The 17,906-nt window shown below is 70.4% G+C and carries 19 protein-coding genes; 14 read left to right on the top strand and 5 right to left on the bottom strand.

Annotated features, from left to right (window positions below):
- The first annotated feature begins 86 nt into the window (after nucleotides 1-86).
- The 4 genes from ACYQ78_RS36505 to ACYQ78_RS36520 are packed head-to-tail and all read left to right on the top strand — an operon-like array spanning nucleotide 87 to nucleotide 4,569.
- The gene (locus tag ACYQ78_RS36505) at nucleotides 87-341 is read left to right on the top strand and encodes a DUF6504 family protein (protein WP_459805552.1); all 255 of its coding nucleotides are present in this window, start codon (nucleotides 87-89) and stop codon (nucleotides 339-341) included.
- Nucleotides 341-3,721, top strand: a complete 3,381-nt coding sequence (locus ACYQ78_RS36510) for a DNA polymerase III subunit alpha (protein ID WP_459805553.1) — start codon at nucleotides 341-343, stop codon at nucleotides 3,719-3,721. Before ACYQ78_RS36505 ends, ACYQ78_RS36510 begins: the two co-directional genes overlap by 1 nt.
- Complete coding sequence (locus ACYQ78_RS36515; RefSeq protein WP_459805554.1) at nucleotides 3,718-4,239, top strand: histidine phosphatase family protein; 522 nt, start codon at nucleotides 3,718-3,720, stop codon at nucleotides 4,237-4,239. The genes ACYQ78_RS36510 and ACYQ78_RS36515 overlap by 4 nt, the downstream gene beginning before the upstream one ends.
- 12 nt (nucleotides 4,240-4,251) lie before the next feature.
- Nucleotides 4,252-4,569: a helix-turn-helix domain-containing protein gene (locus ACYQ78_RS36520; protein ID WP_459805555.1), complete on the top strand. Its 318-nt coding sequence runs from the start codon at nucleotides 4,252-4,254 to the stop codon at nucleotides 4,567-4,569.
- On the opposite strand, the gene ACYQ78_RS36525 is transcribed toward ACYQ78_RS36520, so the two are convergent.
- Nucleotides 4,533-5,144, bottom strand: a complete 612-nt coding sequence (locus ACYQ78_RS36525; protein WP_459805556.1) for a DUF4328 domain-containing protein — start codon at nucleotides 5,142-5,144, stop codon at nucleotides 4,533-4,535. The two genes, ACYQ78_RS36520 and ACYQ78_RS36525, sit on opposite strands and share 37 nt — an antisense overlap.
- A gap of 62 nt (nucleotides 5,145-5,206) precedes the next feature.
- Entirely contained in the window at nucleotides 5,207-5,845 is a 639-nt protein-coding gene (locus ACYQ78_RS36530) for a response regulator (protein WP_459805557.1), read from the bottom strand.
- Nucleotides 5,846-5,896: 51 nt separating this feature from the next.
- Between ACYQ78_RS36530 and ACYQ78_RS36535 the strand changes: the two genes are divergently transcribed.
- On the top strand, nucleotides 5,897-6,391 hold the full coding sequence (locus ACYQ78_RS36535; RefSeq protein ID WP_459805558.1) for an RNA polymerase sigma factor: 495 nt from the start codon (nucleotides 5,897-5,899) through the stop codon (nucleotides 6,389-6,391).
- A complete protein-coding gene (locus ACYQ78_RS36540) occupies nucleotides 6,388-7,359 on the top strand; it encodes a hypothetical protein (RefSeq protein ID WP_459805559.1) in 972 nt (323 codons plus the stop codon). Before ACYQ78_RS36535 ends, ACYQ78_RS36540 begins: the two co-directional genes overlap by 4 nt.
- Nucleotide 7,360: 1 nt before the next feature.
- Here the strand turns inward: ACYQ78_RS36540 and ACYQ78_RS36545 are convergent, their stop codons facing one another.
- From ACYQ78_RS36545 to ACYQ78_RS36555, 3 genes are read right to left on the bottom strand one after another with little or no spacing between them, the layout of a single operon-like run.
- The gene (locus tag ACYQ78_RS36545; RefSeq protein WP_459805560.1) at nucleotides 7,361-8,254 is read right to left on the bottom strand and encodes a hypothetical protein; all 894 of its coding nucleotides are present in this window, start codon (nucleotides 8,252-8,254) and stop codon (nucleotides 7,361-7,363) included.
- 13 nt (nucleotides 8,255-8,267) lie between these two features.
- On the bottom strand, nucleotides 8,268-9,263 hold the full coding sequence (locus ACYQ78_RS36550; RefSeq protein ID WP_459805561.1) for an LLM class F420-dependent oxidoreductase: 996 nt from the start codon (nucleotides 9,261-9,263) through the stop codon (nucleotides 8,268-8,270).
- Nucleotides 9,264-9,301: 38 nt separating this feature from the next.
- Entirely contained in the window at nucleotides 9,302-9,958 is a 657-nt protein-coding gene (locus ACYQ78_RS36555; RefSeq protein WP_459805562.1) for a FadR/GntR family transcriptional regulator, read from the bottom strand.
- Between the two features lie 70 nt (nucleotides 9,959-10,028).
- Between ACYQ78_RS36555 and ACYQ78_RS36560 the strand changes: the two genes are divergently transcribed.
- The 8 genes from ACYQ78_RS36560 to speB all read left to right on the top strand — a co-directional run bounded on the left by ACYQ78_RS36560 (nucleotide 10,029) and on the right by speB (nucleotide 17,894).
- Nucleotides 10,029-10,736, top strand: coding sequence for a (Fe-S)-binding protein (locus ACYQ78_RS36560; protein ID WP_459805563.1), 708 nt, complete (start codon nucleotides 10,029-10,031; stop codon nucleotides 10,734-10,736).
- Nucleotides 10,733-12,121 (top strand): lactate utilization protein B, encoded by a 1,389-nt coding sequence (locus tag ACYQ78_RS36565; RefSeq protein WP_459805564.1) that lies wholly within the window; start codon nucleotides 10,733-10,735, stop codon nucleotides 12,119-12,121. Before ACYQ78_RS36560 ends, ACYQ78_RS36565 begins: the two co-directional genes overlap by 4 nt.
- The gene (locus ACYQ78_RS36570) at nucleotides 12,118-12,684 is read left to right on the top strand and encodes a LutC/YkgG family protein (protein WP_459805565.1); all 567 of its coding nucleotides are present in this window, start codon (nucleotides 12,118-12,120) and stop codon (nucleotides 12,682-12,684) included. The genes ACYQ78_RS36565 and ACYQ78_RS36570 overlap by 4 nt, the downstream gene beginning before the upstream one ends.
- 16 nt (nucleotides 12,685-12,700) lie before the next feature.
- Nucleotides 12,701-13,777, top strand: coding sequence for a GNAT family N-acetyltransferase (locus tag ACYQ78_RS36575; protein ID WP_459805566.1), 1,077 nt, complete (start codon nucleotides 12,701-12,703; stop codon nucleotides 13,775-13,777).
- An 86-nt stretch (nucleotides 13,778-13,863) separates the two neighbouring features.
- Nucleotides 13,864-14,754: a sirohydrochlorin chelatase gene (locus tag ACYQ78_RS36580; protein WP_459805567.1), complete on the top strand. Its 891-nt coding sequence runs from the start codon at nucleotides 13,864-13,866 to the stop codon at nucleotides 14,752-14,754.
- Nucleotides 14,754-15,887 (top strand): Rv2231c family pyridoxal phosphate-dependent protein CobC, encoded by a 1,134-nt coding sequence (gene cobC / locus ACYQ78_RS36585; RefSeq protein ID WP_459805568.1) that lies wholly within the window; start codon nucleotides 14,754-14,756, stop codon nucleotides 15,885-15,887. The genes ACYQ78_RS36580 and cobC overlap by 1 nt, the downstream gene beginning before the upstream one ends.
- Nucleotides 15,871-16,896, top strand: a complete 1,026-nt coding sequence (cobT, locus tag ACYQ78_RS36590; protein WP_459805569.1) for a nicotinate-nucleotide--dimethylbenzimidazole phosphoribosyltransferase — start codon at nucleotides 15,871-15,873, stop codon at nucleotides 16,894-16,896. The genes cobC and cobT overlap by 17 nt, the downstream gene beginning before the upstream one ends.
- A complete protein-coding gene (speB, locus tag ACYQ78_RS36595; RefSeq protein WP_459805570.1) occupies nucleotides 16,893-17,894 on the top strand; it encodes an agmatinase in 1,002 nt (333 codons plus the stop codon). Before cobT ends, speB begins: the two co-directional genes overlap by 4 nt.
- Nucleotides 17,895-17,906 lie beyond the last annotated feature (12 nt).

The following is a 17,906-nucleotide window of genomic DNA, read 5'->3' on the forward strand; positions in this document are numbered from 1 at the left end:
GCTGAGAACATATGTTCGATACAGCACCGCCCGCCCTTCCCCCGGGTGGCGATCACAGGTAACTGGGAGCCATCGGGAGAAGGTCCGTGAGCAGACTCTATGGCGATCCGATCGAGGTCTGGGTCAGAGACGGCCAGCCTGTTCGGTTCGTCTGGCGTGACCGGCTTTATGTGGTCCGGCAGACCCTCGACCACTGGGTGGTCGCCAGGGAATGGTGGAAGACCTCGGAGACCGACCCGGGCGAACGCCGCTTCTGGCGGGTGGAAGCCCAGTCGGGCACCTATGAACTGCGGTTCGACACCGCGACCGACGCGTGGCTGCTGCTGCGGGCGTGGGACTGATGGGAACGTTCCCGCACCTCCACGTGGCCTCCGCCTATTCGATGCGCTACGGCTCCGCCTTCCCTTCCGCGCTGGTCGCGCGGGCGGCGGAGCACGGCATGGACACCCTCGCGCTGACCGACCGCGACGGCCTCTACGGCGCGATCAAACACGTCCGGGCCTGTCACAAGGCGGGCATCAAGGCCGTCGTCGGAGTCGATTTGGCCATGTCCGATGACGACGACCGCGTCGTGGTTCTGGCCAGACATGACGGCTGGGGCGATCTGTGCCGGTTGGTCACCGCCGCCCACTACGCGGGCGAGCGCGGCGAACCCCGGGTCACGATGGAGATGATCGGCCGGCACGCCGCCGACGGCCGGTTGATCGTGCTGCTCGGCCCGCGTTCGGAGGTCGGCCGCGCGGTCGCGGCCCGCCGCGACCAGCAGGCCCGCGACCTGCTCCAGCGCTGGCGCGCCGCGGTCCCGGGCGCGGCCGTGGAGATCGTCGACCTGTACGGCTACCGCGACGTCAACACCGCCACCCACCTGCTGGCCCTGGCCGACTCCCTGGGCCTGCCCGCGATCCTCACCAACGCGGTCAGGCACCTCGACCCGGCCGATTACCAGATCGGCAACGTGCTGGACGCGGCGCGCAAACTCGTACCGCTGCACGGAAGGCACGTGGAGACCTCGTCGCACGCGTACCTGAAATCCTCGGAAGAGATGGAGCACGTCGCCCTGCGCGTGTGCGGCGGAGACCGGGCGCGGGCGACCCGGCTGCTCGGCGTGACCCGGCGCGCGGCCGAGGCGTGCGTGCTCGACCCGGTCGAGATCGTCCCGCTCATCGACGAGGTCGACCCGGTCGTCCACCTCCCGGAGATCGGGAGCGACCCCGTCCCGCTGCTGCGGCACCGTTGTGAAGACGGCCTGCTCGACCGGGGCCTCGGGTCCTCCAGGGACGCGCGCGACCGGCTGGCCTCCGAGTTGGCGATCATCGAGAAGAAGCGCCTGTCGGGCTACTTCGTCGCCGTCGCCGGGATCACCGACATGATCCGCGGCATGGGCGTCCGGTGCGCGATCCGGGGTTCGGGCGCGGGCAGCCTGGTGAACTACCTGATCAGGATCGGTGAGGTGAACCCTCTGGAGCACGGTCTCCTCATGGAGCGCTTCCTGTCCGAGGGCCGCGTCGGCCTGCCCGACATCGACGTGGACGTCGAGTCGGCCCGCCGCCTCGACTGCTACCGCGCCATCCTCGATCGGTACGGAGAATCGCGCGTCGCCTGCGTCTCGATGATGGAGACCTACCGGGCCCGCAGCGCCATCCGCGACGTGGGCGCCGCGATGGGCCTGCCGCCCCACGAGATCGACGCCATCGCCAAGGCCTTCCCCCACGTGAGGGCCAAGCAGATTCGGGCGGCCCTCGACGACCTGCCCGAACTGCGCGACAGCGGCCTCAACGACCGGGCGCTGGAGACCGTCTTCCGCCTGGCCGAACGCCTCGACGGCCTGCCCAAGCACATCGCGCTGCACCCGTGCGGCGTGCTGGTCGGGAACATGGGCCTGCGCGGCCGCACCCCGGTCGAGCGCAGCCTGCTGGAGTTCCCGATGTCCCAGTTCGACAAGGACGACGTCGAGGACGCCGGGCTGCTCAAGCTCGATGTGCTGGGCGTCCGCATGCAGTCGGCGATGGCCTACGCGCTCGACGAGATCCGCCGCGTGGACGACGTCGCGATCGACCTCGACGCGGCCCCGCACGACGATGCGGCGACCTACGACATGGTGCGCGAGAGCCGGACCATCGGCTGCTTCCAGATCGAGTCGCCCGGCCAGCGCGAACTCGTCGCCAAGCTGGAACCCCGCACCATGCACGACCTGATCGTGGACATCTCGCTGTTCCGCCCCGGCCCGGTCAACTCCGACATGATCACTCCTTATCTGGAGTCCCGGCACGGCTTCCGCCGGGCCGTCTACCCGCACTCGGCACTGCGCGAGGCTCTGGCCGAGACCAACGGCGTCGTCGTCTTCCACGAACAGGTCCTGAAGATCGTCGACATCATGACCGGCTGCGGCCTGTCCATGGCGGAGAAGATCCGCCGTTCGCTGTCCTCCCCCGACCGCCGCACCCGGGTCAGAACCTGGTGGGAGATGAACGTGCTCCCCGAGTTCGACACCGAGACGGTCGAGGAGACCTGGCGGATCCTCGACGCGTTCGGCGCCTTCGGCTTCTGCAAGGCCCACGCGGCGGCGTTCGGCCTGCCCACCTACCAGTCGGCGTGGCTGAAACGCCACCACACGGCCGCCTTCTTCGCCGGAGTCCTCACCCATGAACCGGGCATGTACCCCAACCGCGTCATCCTGGACGAAGCCCGCCAGTGCGGGGTGGAAGTGCTGCCCCTGGACATCAACCGCTCCGCCCGTGACTGGCGCGTGGAGAAGCTCGGAGTCCTTTCCGGAGAACCACCGCATTTCGGTCGCGGGTACGGCCTGCGGGTCCCCTTCTCCGCCATCAAGGGCATCAGCACGGCCGAGGTCGACCGCATGATCGCCGGCCAGCCCTACGTCTCGATGTCCGACTTCTGGGACCGCGCCCGCCCGTCGCGCCCGGTGGCCGAACACGTCATCGAGGTCGGCGGCCTCGACGCCGTCCACGACCTGCGCCCCGGCGAACCCCGCTGGCGCCCCGGCCGCCTGACCCGCCGCGACCTCCTCGCCCAGGTGGGCGCCCTCGACCGGACGGGCGGTCAGGGTTCGGGCCAGCTGCCGATGAACTTCGCCGACCACGTGGTCCCGGGTGAACTCCCGGAGATGAGCGAGGCCGAAGCGGTGGAAGCGGAGCTCAGTGTCCTCGGCCTGGACGTCACCCGCCACGTGATCGCCTTCCACGACGACTTCCTCGACGCCATCGGTGTCGTACGAGCCCGCGACCTGCTGAAACAACGCAACGGCGCGGAGATCCTGGTCGCCGGGGTAAAGGTGGCCACCCAGACGCCCGCCGTCCGTTCGGGCCAGCGCGTCATCTTCACGACCCTGGACGACTCGACCGGCCCCATCGACCTGACCTTCTTCGAGTCGGTCCAGGCCCACACGGCGGCGACGGTGTTCGGCTCGTGGCTGATGGTGGCGCGGGGAGTGATCCGGCGTACGGGCCGTAGGGGGATCTCGATGCGCGCCGTCCACGCCTGGAACCTGACCGACCTCGACCGGCTGTGGCGCACCCAGGGCACCGAAGCCGTCCGAGACCTCCTCGCGGACCGCCCGGAAGAACGCCGGGGCACCATCGGCGGCAAGAAGATCACCTACGAGAACGGCTACGAGCTGTCGCCCTACGCCGACCTGGGCGTGAAGGAACCGCAACGAGTGCTCTGGCACGCCAGCATGGGCAGTTCGGGAAAGGTCGCATGATCGAGATCGTCTACGAGACCCACGCCCTCACCACCGACAACGAGTCAGGCATCGCCACAGGTTGGCACCCCGGCGACCTCTCGCCCGCCGGACGCGAGCAGGCCCTCGACCTGGGACGCCGCCGCGCCAACGACGGCATCGCGGCGGTGTTCACCTCCGACCTGCACCGCGCGGTCGAGACGGCGGCGATCGCCTTCGCCGGTACGCCCCTCCCGATCCACCGGGACGCCCGCCTGCGCGAATGCGACTACGGCGCCCTCACCGGCACCCCGTCGGCGCATCTCCCGCGAGCCCGCCACCTCGACGTGCCCTTCCCGGGCGGCCAGAGCTACCGCGACGTGGTCACCGCCACCGCCGACTTCCTCCGCGACCTGTCGGCATGGGAGGGCACCCGGCTCCTCGTGATCGCCCACTCGGCCAACCGCTGGGCCCTCGACCACCTCCTCACCAGCGCCGACCTGAAAGCCCTCGTGACAGCCCCTTTCGCCTGGCAACCTGGCTGGGAGTACCGGCTATGAAAGGGAACACGCATGCGGGGATACGTGCGATGGCGGGACATCCGGGCCGAGATGGTCGAACGGGCCGGGGGAGAAGAGGCCGTAGCCGCCGGCAAGGAGGAACTCCTCGCCCACGTGCGCGGACACCGGCTCGCCGAGATCCGGCGGTCGCGGGGAATGTCGGCAGAACAGATCGCCGATCGGATGGGCGTCACCGAAGAGCGGATCTCGGAGATCGAGCAGGGCGCGGTCTCCGGGAGTGACGCCCTGGCGCGTTACGTCGCCGCACTCGGCGGGCGGTTCGGCCAGGCGATCTACTTCGACGACGGTGAGATCGTCGCGATCGTCTGACGGCTCAGGACGCGGATCGTTCGCGGGGAGGAGACCTCCCAGATCGTTGCCGCGCACAGTGCCGCCGTTATCGCCGCGGCCGTGAGTTCGCGGAGGCTCAGGCCCGTGAGGTTGGTGTGGACCGCGTGGCTTTCCGCGATGAGCCAGACGGTCGTCAGGCCGGCCGCCCACCAGCCGCCCAGGAGCAGCAGCCAGCGCAGGCGGGACTCCTTGCGGGTCTCGCGCCACGCCTGGTCGGCGAGGATCATCGGGGCGACCAGGTTCACTCCGGGGATCAGCCACGCGGCCGTCGCCTTGAGCTTGCCGACCCGGGCCGCCCTGGAGAGCCACGACAGATAGGTGGCCGCGGCGAACAAGGTCGTCACGACCACGGCCATGACCAGGACGGCGAAGACGGTCACGTCGCCGATCACCTCTTGAGCTCCTGGCGCCTTCGGGTCGCCGCCGAAGACGGCTATCTGCTGGGCCAGGTCGCGGCCGCGTAGTTCCTCGAAGGTCACCAGGGCCGCGAAGGAGGTGATCTGGCTGGTCAGCGCGGCATAAACCCCGAACGCGGATCTCTGTGGCGTGCGCACGGAACTCTCCCCCCGGTGTTACCTGACCCGATCGTTTCCAGGGAGAACCTCCGCTAATCCGGTCAACTCACGACACCGGACTCCCAGGCCCACGCCGCGACCTCCACACGGTTCCGCAGGCCCAGTTTCGACTGGACGCTCGCCATGTGCGTTTTGACCGTCGACAGCGAGACGAACAGCTCGGCGGCGACCTCCTGGTTGGTCCGGCCACGGGCCACCAACCGGACCACGTCGAGCTCGCGATCGGTCAGTGATTCGGGGGTACTGACCGGCTGGCGGGGACGGGCGAGGTGGGCGAGGAGACGTACCGTCACCGAAGGGGAAACGAGCGCGTCACCTGCGGCGGCGGCGCGGACCGCCTCGATGAGCAGGGCGGGGCCGCTGTCCTTCAGCAGGAAGCCGCAGGCTCCCGCGCGCAAGGCGCCGTAGACGTAGTCGTCGAGGTCGAACGTGGTGACGATGACGACCCGCATGGGGTCGGGCACTCCCGGGCCGGCCAGCAGGCGGGTGACCTCGATGCCGTCGAGTTTCGGCATGCGGATGTCGAGCAGGCACACGTCGGGGCGCAGGCGCCGGGCCTCCGCGACCGCCGCCGCTCCGTCGGCCACGGTCGCCACGACCTCGATGTCGGGTTGCGCGTCGAGGATCATGCGAAAGCCCGTGCGGACCAGCTCTTGATCGTCGGCTATCAGCACCTTCACCCCGGAATGATGGCATGTGTAATCGGGGCTCCACTGGCGGGACTACTGGGTGTGGACGATCCAGAGACACGATTCACCGACCTCTACGACGCGCACTACCGGGCCGTGCTCGGCTACGCGCTGCTGCGCGCCGACCGGCCGGCGGCCGAGGACGTCGCGGGGGAGACCTTCCTGATCGCCTGGCGCCGGTTCGCCGACCTGCCGCCGGAGCCGCTGCCGTGGCTGCTCGGCGTGGCCAGGAACCTGCTCCGCAAACAGCGCGACTCGGGCATCCGGGCCGAACGGCTGCTCGCTCACCTGTCCGTGAACGACAGTCCTGATGTCGCCGACCAGGTCACCGAGCGGGAGACGGCGCTGCGCGCGCTCGCCGCCATGGCCGAGGCCGACGCCGAGGCGCTGATCCTCACCAGCTGGTACGGCCTGGCGCCACGCGAGGCCGCGAAGATCGCGGGCTGCGCGACCGGCACGTTCACCGTTCGCCTCCACCGCGCGCGTCGCCGCCTCACCGAGGCCCTGCGCCCCCGAACCCTCCAGGAGCAATCATGATCGACGACCTCGTGAAGAGCCTGCGTCCCGACGACGTGACCGAGGGGTCCTACCAGGCCAGACGCGCCGAGGACCTGCGCAGGGCCTTCGCCGCGAAACCTGTCAGGCGAAGGACTCCCTGGCTGGTCGCGTCGGGGCTGCTCGCGGCCGCCGCCGCGTTCGCGGTGTTCACGCCGCCGGCCACCGTCACCGCGCCGCCGAAGCCGGTCGAGACCACGATGACCAGGCTGACCGCGCGGAGTGTGCTGCTGGCCGGGGCCGCGACGTGGGAGAGGACGCCCGCGGAAAAGGGGACGTACTGGCACGAGAAGACGCGAACTTTCGCGGCGCCCCTGGACGGCGTGATCGTCGGGTGGACCGACGAGATCTGGTACGACGGGCGCGGCGGCCGCACCCGGCCCGGCCGGGACGTGCGGGTCACCTTCGCGAGTGACCGGACCGAAAGCACGTGGCGCACCGCCGGGAAGCCCGGGCTCCCCGAGGCGACCAAAGACCGGACGTTCGGCAACATGGTCCTGGCCTGGGGAATCGGCACCAAGTCCGTCAGGCAGGCGGACATCGAGCGGCTGCCCGCCGACCGCGCCGCCCTCCAGAAGTGGCTCGACGAGGCCCGGCCCGAGGGCGAGGACGCGGGGGCGTTCGTCTTCGGCGCCGCCCGCCACCTCTTGGCCGGACCCGCCGCCAACCCGACCCGGGCCACCCTGTTCCGCATCCTCGCCGACCAGAAGGGCCTGCGCTTGGACGAGACCTCGAAGGACCCCCTGAACAGGCCGGGCGTCTCGATCACCGACCCGACCGGCGACCACACCCTCGTGGTCGACCCGGCCAGCGCGAAACTCCTCGCCTACGTCTACGACGGCGAGGACGAGCAGCAGGCCGACACCCCGGAGGGCACGATGATGATCCCCGCCAAGCAGGGAACCAAGATCGCCTTCCTGGAGTCCGGCTGGTCCGAACGGCCCGAGTGAGTCAGGCGCCCCCGAGCACCATGCGGGCCCGATCCAGCCACTCGCTCGTCACCTGGCGCGCGGTCTCGATCTCGTCCGGTTGCAGGCGCAGCAGTTCGGTCTCGTACGCCGCCCGCAGCGTCTTGTACACCCCGGCCAGGTTGACCTCCTCCTGGCACTCCGCGTCGGTGCGCGCGGTCCGGCGTTCCTCCTCGCCCGCCGGTTGGCCGGCCGGGCGGGACCGCCAGGCGGGGTTCTCCCGAGGCAGGGACGGCAACCGGTAGGCGAAGCCCTGCTTGCCCATGCACACCCGCCAGCCGTCGACGGCTTCGCGCATCCTGCTGTCGGCCATGGCGGCGGCCTTCGTCGAGTCGACCAGGACCCGCACATCGACCGGCGGGCCGGGCGAGACGTAGATGTGCGACCGGGCGTTCTTCTCGCAGTCCGGCCAGTCCTCGCCCTCCGGCTGGGTGACCTGTCGCGAGGGACGTGCCGCGGCCTTCTTCACGAGGTCGGGGTTCAGGGCCGGGCGGGGGTAGCCCATCTCGGCGGCGCGGGCCGGGTCGAGGTACTCGACCTCCTCCCTCTCCACGAACGACTCCGGGGTCCAGTCGCTGGTCACGCCCTTCTCGAAGCCGGTGTGCCCCATTTCGTGCATGCAGACGAAGAGGGCCTGCTCGACGGCGAGCTCCAGGTCGGCCAGGCCGTCCATCGGGATCATGTAGAGCGTGAGCGGCAGGTCGACGGGGTCGGCGCCGCGCAGCATCGCGTCGATCTCGGGCTCCGGCAGCACGGTGGCTCCGGGCGGGAGGCTCGATATCGGGCCGGTCGGCGGGTCGGTCCGGGGCGGGAGCTCCTCGGTGCATCCGGTGAGCGCCAGCACCAGCATCGCGACCGCCACCAGCCTGGATAACACCTGGTCAAGCCTCCTATTCGACGACCAGGTCCCTGATCGTCCGCAGGTCGTCCTCGTCTCTGGGGCCCATGACGAGCAGGCTCGTCACCGGGCTGTCCCGCCATGGTGCCAGCCTCTCCTTGATCCGTCCCGGCGGGCCGATCAAGGAGATCCCGTCGGCGAGCGCGTCCGGGATGGCGGCGAAGGCCTCGTCCTTGCGGCCGTCGAGGAAGAGGGACTGGATGTGGGCGGCCTCCTCGGCGAAGCCCATGCGGCCGATGATGTCGGCGTGGAAGTTCCGCTTGGACGACCCCATCCCGCCGATGTAGAGGCTGAGCATCATCTTGACCACGTCCAGGCCCGCCCTGACGTCGTCGGTGATCAGCACCATGACCATGGCGGCGATGTCGAACTCCCGTGTACGGGTGGCGAGCGCGTCCCCGTACATGGATTCGATCAGGGAGGGGATGGCGAACAGCGGGAGCCAGCCCTGACCGATCTCGGCGGCCAGCGCGACGTTCTTCGGCCCTTCGGCGCCCAGGTAGACGGGGATCTCCGGGCGGAGCGGGTGGGTGATGAGCTTCAGCGGCTTGCCGAGCGGCAGCGGCAGCGGGTAGTGCAGGCCGTTATTTGTAACGGGTTCCTCCCGCCGCCAGATCTTGCGCATGATCTCGACGTACTCCCGGGTCCGGGCCAGCGGCTTGGCGAACGGCGTCCCGTACCACCCCTCGACGACCTGGGGTCCCGACGCCCCGAGCCCGAGCAGCAGCCGACCGCCGGTGAGGTGGTCGAGCGTCATCGCGGTCATCGCGGTCGCGGCCGGGGTCCGCGCGCTGAGCTGCACGACCGAGGTGCCCAGCTTGATCCGCGAGGTCCGCGCGCCATACCAGGCCAGGGGTGTGAAGGCGTCGCTGCCGTAGGCCTCGGCCGTCCACACGGAGTCGTAGCCGAGCCGCTCGGCGGCCTGGACGAGGGCGGTCGCGTCAGAGGGGGTGCGCTGCCAGTAACCGAGGTTGAGTCCCAGCTTCATAACGCGAAACTAGAACACGTTCTGGCCTAGGCCCAGCGTCACTGAAGGACGTTCTCGTAAGCCCTGGCCAGGTGAGCCGTCACCGCTTCCACCGCCTCGTTCCCGTCGCCCGCCTCGATGGCCGCATGGATGCGCCGGTGGTCGGCCTGGAGATCCCCCGTGTGGCCCAGTCGCCGCACGGCCTCGACCGCGTTGGACACCAAAGCGTCCCGAAGTGCCCGCATGACGGCGGACAGCAGCCGGTTCCCCGCACCATCCGTCAGCGCCACGTGAAAGGCGATGTCGTGTGTCACAAACTCCTCGGGGGAGCTCGCCACATCCATCGCCGCCAGTGCCTCGGTCATCGCGGGGGGCGCGGCCGAAACCCGGGCCGCCGACCAGCGCTCGATCATCAGCCGCGTGTCGAGGACCTCCCGGGCCGACATCGTCATCAGCCCCAGGTTCAGCCTCAACAGGTCGGCCAGCGTCCCGTCGGGCCGGGAGATCAGCACCGCTCCCGCGTCAGGACCCCGTCCCACCTGCGACGACACCACGCCCAGCGTCTCCAGTACCCGCAGCGCCTCGCGCACCGACGACCGGCTCACCTGGAGTTGTTCGGCCAGTTGGCGTTCACCCGGCAGCCGGTCGCCGACCGTCAGCCCGTCGGCCGCGATGCGCTGCTCGATTTGGGCGAGAACCGTTTCGAACGTACGCACACGTGGTCCTTCCGCCGGAAAGGTGTATGGTCTGACCATATTTGGTCTGACCATACTTGCGGGAGTCCCGGTGCGGGTCGCGCTCTTCATCACCTGTGTCAACGACACGCTCTTCCCCCACACCGGGAAGGCGGCCGTCGGGCTGCTGCGAAGGCTCGGCGTGGAGGTCGATTTCCCCCTCGCCCAGACGTGCTGCGGCCAGATGCATCTGAACACCGGCTATCGCGACGAAGCCGTCAAACTGGCCAGGCGCTTCACGGAGACCTTCGGCGACTACGACGCCGTCGTCGCCCCCAGCGGCTCGTGCGCCGCGATGGTCCGCGAGCAGTATCCGGGGCTGGAGATCGGGGACGTCCCGAAGGTCTACGACCTGTCGGAGTTCCTGGTCGACGTCCTGAAGGTCACCGACGTGGGCGCCTATTTCCCCCACAAGGTCACCTACCACCCGACCTGCCACTCCCTGCGCGGCCTGAAGGTCGGCGACAAGCCGACCCGGCTGCTGGAGCAGGTCAGGGGGCTGGAGCTCGTCCCGCTGCCGGGCGCCGAGGAGTGCTGCGGCTTCGGCGGCACCTTCGCCGTCAAGAACCGCGACGTGAGTGCGGCCATGTGCGCCGACAAGATCGGCAACGTCATGAAGACCGGCGCCGAGGTGCTCTGCGCCGCCGACAACTCGTGTCTGCTGCACATCGGCGGCACCCTCAAACGCCAGAAATCGGGTGTACGAGTCCTCCACCTCGCCGAGATCCTCGCCTCCACCGAAGGGGAGGGCACCGAATGAGCGGCGTCTTCGTCGGCATGCCCGCGTTCCCGAAGAACGCCGCCAAAGCCGTCCAGAACAGTCAGCTCAGGTTCAACCTGCGCAAGGCCACCCACACCATCCGGGGCAAGCGCGCCTCGGTCGTCGGTGAGCTCGACGACTGGGCGCAGCTCCGCGAGGCCGGCAAGACCATCAAGGACCACACGCTCAGGAACCTCGACACGTACCTGATCCAGATGGAGGAGAAGGTCACCGCGGCCGGGGGCACCGTGCACTGGGCGCGGGACGCCGCCGAGGCCAACCGGATCGTGGCCCGCCTGGTCAAGGAGACCGGCGAGACCGAGGTCGTCAAGGTCAAGTCGATGGCCACCCAGGAGATCGGCCTCAACGAGGCGCTCGCGGAAGAGGGCATCGCCGCGTTCGAGACCGACCTGGCCGAGCTGATCGTGCAGCTCGGCGACGACTTCCCGTCGCACATCCTCGTCCCGGCGATCCACCGCAACCGGGCCGAGATCCGCGAGATCTTCCTCAAGCACATGGACGGGGTGCCGAAGGACCTGTCCGACGAGCCGCGCGCCCTCGCCGAGGCGGCCCGCGTCTACCTGCGCGAACGCTTCCTGAAGGCCAAGGTCGCCATCTCGGGCGCCAACTTCATGATCGCCGAGACCGGCACGCTCGTGGTGCTGGAGTCGGAGGGCAACGGGCGGATGTGTCTCACGCTGCCCAAGACCCTGATCAGCGTGGTCGGCATCGAGAAGCTGCTGCCCACCTGGCAGGACCTCGAAGTGTTCCTCCAGTTGCTGCCGCGCAGTTCCACGGGGGAGCGGATGAACCCGTACACCTCGATGTGGACCGGCGCGACCGAAGGCCAGGAGTTCCACCTCGTCCTGCTCGACAACGGGCGCACGTCGGTCCTCGCCGACAAGGTGGGGCGCCAGGCCCTGCGGTGCATCCGCTGCTCGGCCTGCCTCAACGTCTGCCCGGTGTACGAACGCGCCGGCGGCCACTCTTACGGCTCGGTCTACCCCGGGCCGATCGGTGCGATCCTGACGCCGCAGCTCAGGGGCATGGACACCCCGCTCGACCGGTCGCTGCCCTACGCGTCGTCGCTGTGCGGGGCGTGCTACGAGGTCTGCCCGGTCGCGATCGACATCCCGGCGGTGCTCGTCGACCTGCGCGGGAAGGCGCGGCATCCCCGTACCGAAAAGGCGGGTATGGCCGCCGCCGGGTGGGTGTTCAACCGCTCGAAGCGGCTGGCCAAGGCGCAGCGGTTCGGCGGGCGCATGCGGAAGCTGGTGCCCAAGAGACTGCCCGGCCCGCTGTCGGGCTGGACCGACACCCGTGACATGCCGGACATCCCCGCCGAGTCGTTCCGCGACTGGTGGGTCAGAGAGGGGAAGCGATGAGCGCGGCGGCACGCGAGGTCATCCTGCGGCGCATCCGCTCGGCCGTCGAAGGCGCGCCCGAGGCGGAGATCGTGCGCGGCTACCAGGGCGCGACCGGCGAACCGGGCGATGTGGAACTGTTCGCCGAACGGGTCCGCGACTACAAGGCGATCGTGCACGTCGTCCCGCGCGCCGAGGTGGCCGCGACCATCGCGGAGATCACCGCGCAGAGGGCGCTGGCCGTGCCCGAAGGGTTCCCTTCGCACTGGTACGCCCCCTCGGAAGGCGAGACCGACGGCGTCATCTCCACCTGCGCGGTCGGCATCGCGGAGACCGGCACGATCGTGCTCGACGCCGGGCCCGGCCAGGGCACCCGCGCGCAGACGCTCATCCCCGACTACCACCTGTGCGTGGTCCGGGAGGAGCAGATCGTCCCGAACGTCCCCGACGCGATCGCCCGCCTCGACGCCACCCGGCCGCTGACCTGGATCAGCGGCCCTTCGGCCACGAGTGACATCGAGCTGAACCGGGTCGAGGGCGTGCACGGCCCCAGAACACTCGAGGTCGTCATCGCCATCGGGTAGTCGTACGGTATTGGGCGTGTTCGACGAGCGCCTGTCCATCGCCACCGACCGGCTCGTCCTGCGGAACTTCCGCCCGACCGACCACGACCAGGTCCGGGCGATCGTGCAGGACGGCGCCCACCCGACCGCCCTGCCGCCGGGCGCCCCCAACTACGCGGGCGGCATCGTCTCGTGGCTCGTCAACGGCGTCCACGAGCTGCGCCGCTCGAACCAGGGCATCCACCTGGCGATGGAGCGTCACGGCCGCATCGTCGGGGCGATCAGCCTGTTCAAAACCCATTGGGGCGCCGGGACGACCGAGGTCGGCTACGGCGTCCACCCCGCCCACCGGGGCAACGGCTACGCGCCCGAGGCCCTCGGCGGGCTGGCCCACTGGGCGCTCGGCCCGGCCCGGCTGCGGCGGGTCGAGCTGCGCGCCATCGCGGGCAACGCCGCCTCGATCCGGGTCGCCGAGAAGGCCGGGTTCACCCGCGAGGGCCTGCTGCGCGGCGCCGGGTTCGAAGACGACGGGCCCCACGACGTGGTCGTCTTCGGTTTACTCAAGGGCGACCGGCCCCGCGGGTTCCCCGCCCGGCTCGCGGGCGACCGGCTGGAGCTGCGGCCGTTCGCCAAACGCGACGCGTTCGACGTGCTGTCGGCCGTGCGCGACGACCCCGAGATCGCCCGCTGGATGCCGTGGGCGGTCGGCTACACGCTGGAGAAGGCGCTCGACTGGACCACCCACCAGGCCCACGGCGACCGGCGGCAGAGCGTGACCTACGCGCTCGAACCGGTCGAAGGCGGGCGGCTGGCCGGGGCGGTCTCCGTGGTGCGGGCCGACCGGGAGCGGGGTGACGCCGAGATCGGCTACTGGATCTCGCCGTGGGCGCGGCGGCAGGGGTACGCCGTCGAGGCCACCCGTACACTCACGGCTTTTCTCTTCGCCCAGGGGTTCGCGCGGGTGCAGCTGATGATCGCCGAGGGCAACCACGCGAGCCGGAAAGTGGCCGAGAGGGCCGGTTTCGCCGAGGAGGGAATCCTGCGCGGGGCCATCCCGATTCCCGGTGGACGAGCCGACACGGCGGTTTACGGTCTCTTGATCGGCGAGCTCTGAGCTGGGCAAACCTACGAAGAATGCCCCATTGCTGCACAAGCTCGGCTATCTTTGCGGAGCAGGTCAAGCCAGGGGAGATCGTTGAGATGAGACCGCCGCTGCTGCTCATCGGGCACGGCACGCATGACGATACCGGCGTAGCCGAATTCGGCCGGTTCGTCCATCGCCTCCGTTGCCGCCTCGACCGGGACGTCGCCGACGTCTCGGGAGGCTTCGTCAGCGGCGCCCGGCCACCGCTCGGCGAGTCGGTCGCCTCGCTCGTCGCACGCGGCCACCACCACCTCGTCGCGCAGCCGCTGAGCCTCACGGGCGACCGCGCCGCGCTGGGGGACATTCCCGGCACGCTCGCGCTGTCCCAGGAACTCCACCCGACGCTCGGATACGACCTGGGCCGCCCGCTCGGCCCCGATCCGCGCATCCTGGAACTCCTGGCCGAGCGTCTCGCCGACGCCGCCGCCGACATGCCCACCTTCGTCCGCGGCGCGTTCGTCGAGGAGCCCGAGCCGATCACGACCGCCGAGACGGCCGTCGTCCTGGTCGGCCACGGCTCCCCGAGCACCGAGGCGAATGCCGAGGTCCACCGCGTGTCGCGGCTGTTCTGGGAGACCCACGCGGCCGACTACCTGACGGTTGAGACGGCCTACGTGTCCCACGCCCGCCCGGGAGTCCCCGGCGGCCTGGAGCGCTGCCGCCGCCTGGGCGCCAAGCGCGTTATCGTGCTGCCTTATGTCCTGTTCGCCGGAGGCGTCCTGGAGCGCATCTGGGCCGCCGCCCTGGCCTACGGCGCCAACCACGAGGGCCTGGACATCCGCTGCGCCGAGGTCATCGGCGACTGCGAGGGCCTGGCCGACGTGGTCATCGACCGCTACGAGGAGGCCCTGGCCGGCGCCGCCGCCACCACGGCCCGCCAGCGCTACGCCGACGCCCTGGCCACCGAACGGCTCCAGGAGATCTTCCCGGTCCCGGCCATCGTCTGATGCCACCAGAGGTCACCGACCCCGCGCGAAACGAGCGCGGGGTCGTTTCACGCCCGGCCACGAACCACCACGATCTCCGCCACCACGGCGACCAGGAAGTCGGCCCGGGGCTGGTCGACCTGGCGGTGAACGTCCGCCAGGGCATGCCCCCAACGTGGCTCCGCGAGATCCTCACAGCCTCCATGTCGGAAATTTCGGCATATCCGAACGCCGACCGAGCCACCCGGATCGTCGCCGCCCACCACGGCCGCACCCCGGATGAGGTCCTGCTGACCGTCGGCGCGGCCGAGGCGTTCACGCTGCTCGCCCGAGTCCTCGCCATGTCCAGAACCGAAGCGCCCGCTCTGCATTCGTCCAAACTCGCCGTGGTCAGGCCGGTGGTGGTGCACCCTCAGTTCACCGAGCCGGAGGCGGCTCTTCGTGCGGTGGGGATTCATCCCGAGCGGGTGCTCCTGCCGGAGCCGTTCGTTCTGGACGCGTCGCTCGTTCCGGCCGATGCCGATCTGGTGATGATCGGTAATCCGACCAACCCAACCTCGGTTCTGCACCCCGCTGCCACGATCGCCTCGCTCGCTCGGGAAGGCCGCTATCTGGTCGTCGACGAGGCGTTCGCCGACTGCGTTCCCGATGAGCCGGAGTCGCTCGCTTCGACCAGGTTGCCCGGTCTCGTGGTCATCCGGAGCCTCACCAAGACGTGGGGCCTGGCCGGGCTGAGGATCGGATACGTCATCGGCCCGGCGGAGCTGATCGCGGCGATGCGGGAGGCGCAGCCGCTCTGGGCGGTGTCGACGCCCGCGCTGGCCGCCGCCGAGGCGTGCGTCTCGCCGCGCGCCCAGGCGGAGGCGTCCACGTGGGCGAAGGAGATGGCCGGTCAGCGGCGGGTTCTCGCCGACGGCCTCAGAGATCTCGGGGGCGAGGTGGTTCCCGACCCCCAGGCCTCCTTCGTCTGTGTACGTCTCCCGCACGCCCTCCACCTCAGAACCCTCCTGCGGGACAGGGGTTTCGCGGTCCGGAGATGTGACACCTTCCCCGGCCTGGGCCCCGACTGGCTACGGATCGCCGTGCGCGACGATGAGACGACGGCCGCCTTCCTGGCGGCGCTGAAGGAGGCCCGTGATGATCACCCCGCTTGACCCCGCAGCCATGGCCGAGGCCCGTGCCCACCACGACCGCCTGACCAAACCCCGGGGCGCCCTCGGCGTCCTGGAGGACGTCGCGGTCCAGCTGGCGGGCATCGCGGCCGTCTCACCCCCGCCGCTCCCCGAGCCGGTGGCGCTGGCGATCTTCGCGGCCGACCATGGCGTACACGACCAGGGGGTTTCTCCCTGGCCCCAAGAGGTGACCCAGCAGATGGTCGCCAATTTCCTGGCCGGTGGCGCCGTGGCGAACGCCTTCGCGGGACAGGTCGGCGCGTCGGTCACCGTGGTCGACGTCGGGGTGAACGGGGATCTTCCGGACGCCCCGCATCTGATCGCCCGAAAAGTGAGGCGAGGCACCGCGGATCTCTCCCTGGGCCCGGCGATGACCGAGGCCGAAGCGGCGGAGGCCAGGAACGCCGGTGCCGAGGTGGCCGAACGGCTGATCGCGCAGGGAGCCAGGTGCCTGGTCACCGGCGACATGGGGATCGCCAACACCACCGCCTCCGCGGCCCTGATCTGTTCGTACACGGGCAAGAAGCCTGAAGAGGTCACGGGACGCGGGACCGGCATCGACGACGCCATGCTGGCCCACAAGATCGACGTGGTCGCCAGGGCGCTGGAGGTGAACCGGGGGAGCGACCCGCTGGCCGCGCTCGGCGGGCTGGAGCACGCCGCCATCGCCGGATTCCTGCTGAAAGCGGCGGAACTGCGGGTCCCCGTCATCCTCGACGGCGTGATCGCCGGAGCGGCCGCGCTCGCCGCCGCCGCGATCGAGCCCGAGGCGGCCGGCTACTGGATCGCCGGGCACCGCTCGGCCGAGCCCGGACACACCGCCGCGCTGGCCCATCTCGGCCTGCGCCCGCTGGTCGACCTGGAACTGCGTCTCGGCGAGGGTACCGGCGGCCTGCTCGCCCACCCGCTCGTCGTCGCGGCGGCCCGGGTGCTGCACGAGGTCGCCACCTTCGACGCCGCCGGAGTCACCGACAAGGAGGCCCTGGCATGACCCGCTACGGCCCCATGTACGGCCCCGACATCACGTTCCTCGGCGTCGACCGCTGCGACCTGACCGACCCGGCCTCCCTCGAAGGGGCCGACGTGATCATCGTGGGCGCCCCGTTCGACGGCGGCACCAGCCACCGCCCGGGGGCCCGCTTCGGCCCCTCGGCGATGCGCCAGGCCTGCTACCTGGCCCACGACGGCTCCCGCCCGAGCCTCGCCCTGCGGGTCGACGGGCTCAAAGACATCAGGGTCCTGGACGCCGGCGACGTCGAGTGCTTCTCCGGCGACCTGGAGACCTCGATCCGGGACATCGAGGCCGCCGTGCACACGATCGCGGCCTCCGGCGCCATCCCCGTCGTCCTCGGCGGCGATCACTCGATCGCGCTCCCCGACGCCCGGGGCGTGGCCCGCCACCACGGCTTCGGCCGGGTCTCGATGATCCACTTCGACGCCCACGCCGACACCGGCGAGATCGAGTTCGGTCACCTCTACGGCCACGGCCAGCCCATGCGCCGCCTGATCGAGTCGGGCGCCATCCGGGGCGACCGGTTCCTCCAGATCGGCCTGCGCGGCTACTGGCCCGGCCCCGAGGTGCTGTCGTGGATGGCCGCGCAGAACATGCGCTCGTACGAGATGACGGAGATCGTCCACAGAGGACTCTCCGCGTGCCTCACCGAGGCCTTCGCGATCGCCCTCGACGACTGCGACGGCATCTTCCTGTCCGTCGACATCGACGTCTGCGACCCGGGCCACGCCCCCGGCACCGGCACCCCCGAACCGGGGGGCCTGTCGGCCCGGGAGCTGCTCGATTCCGTCCGCCGGATCTGTTACGAACTGCCGGTCGTCGGCCTGGAGGTCGTAGAGGTCGCGCCACCCTACGACCACGCCGACATCACCGCCCTGCTGGGCAACCGGGTGGTGCTGGAGGCCCTGTCGGCCATCGCCCGGAGACGGTCGGGCGAACCGTGGGACCCCGGTCAGCCGCTCCTGGACGGCCGCTGAACGCGGGTTGCC

It is taken from the genome of Herbidospora sp. RD11066 (assembly GCF_054661255.1).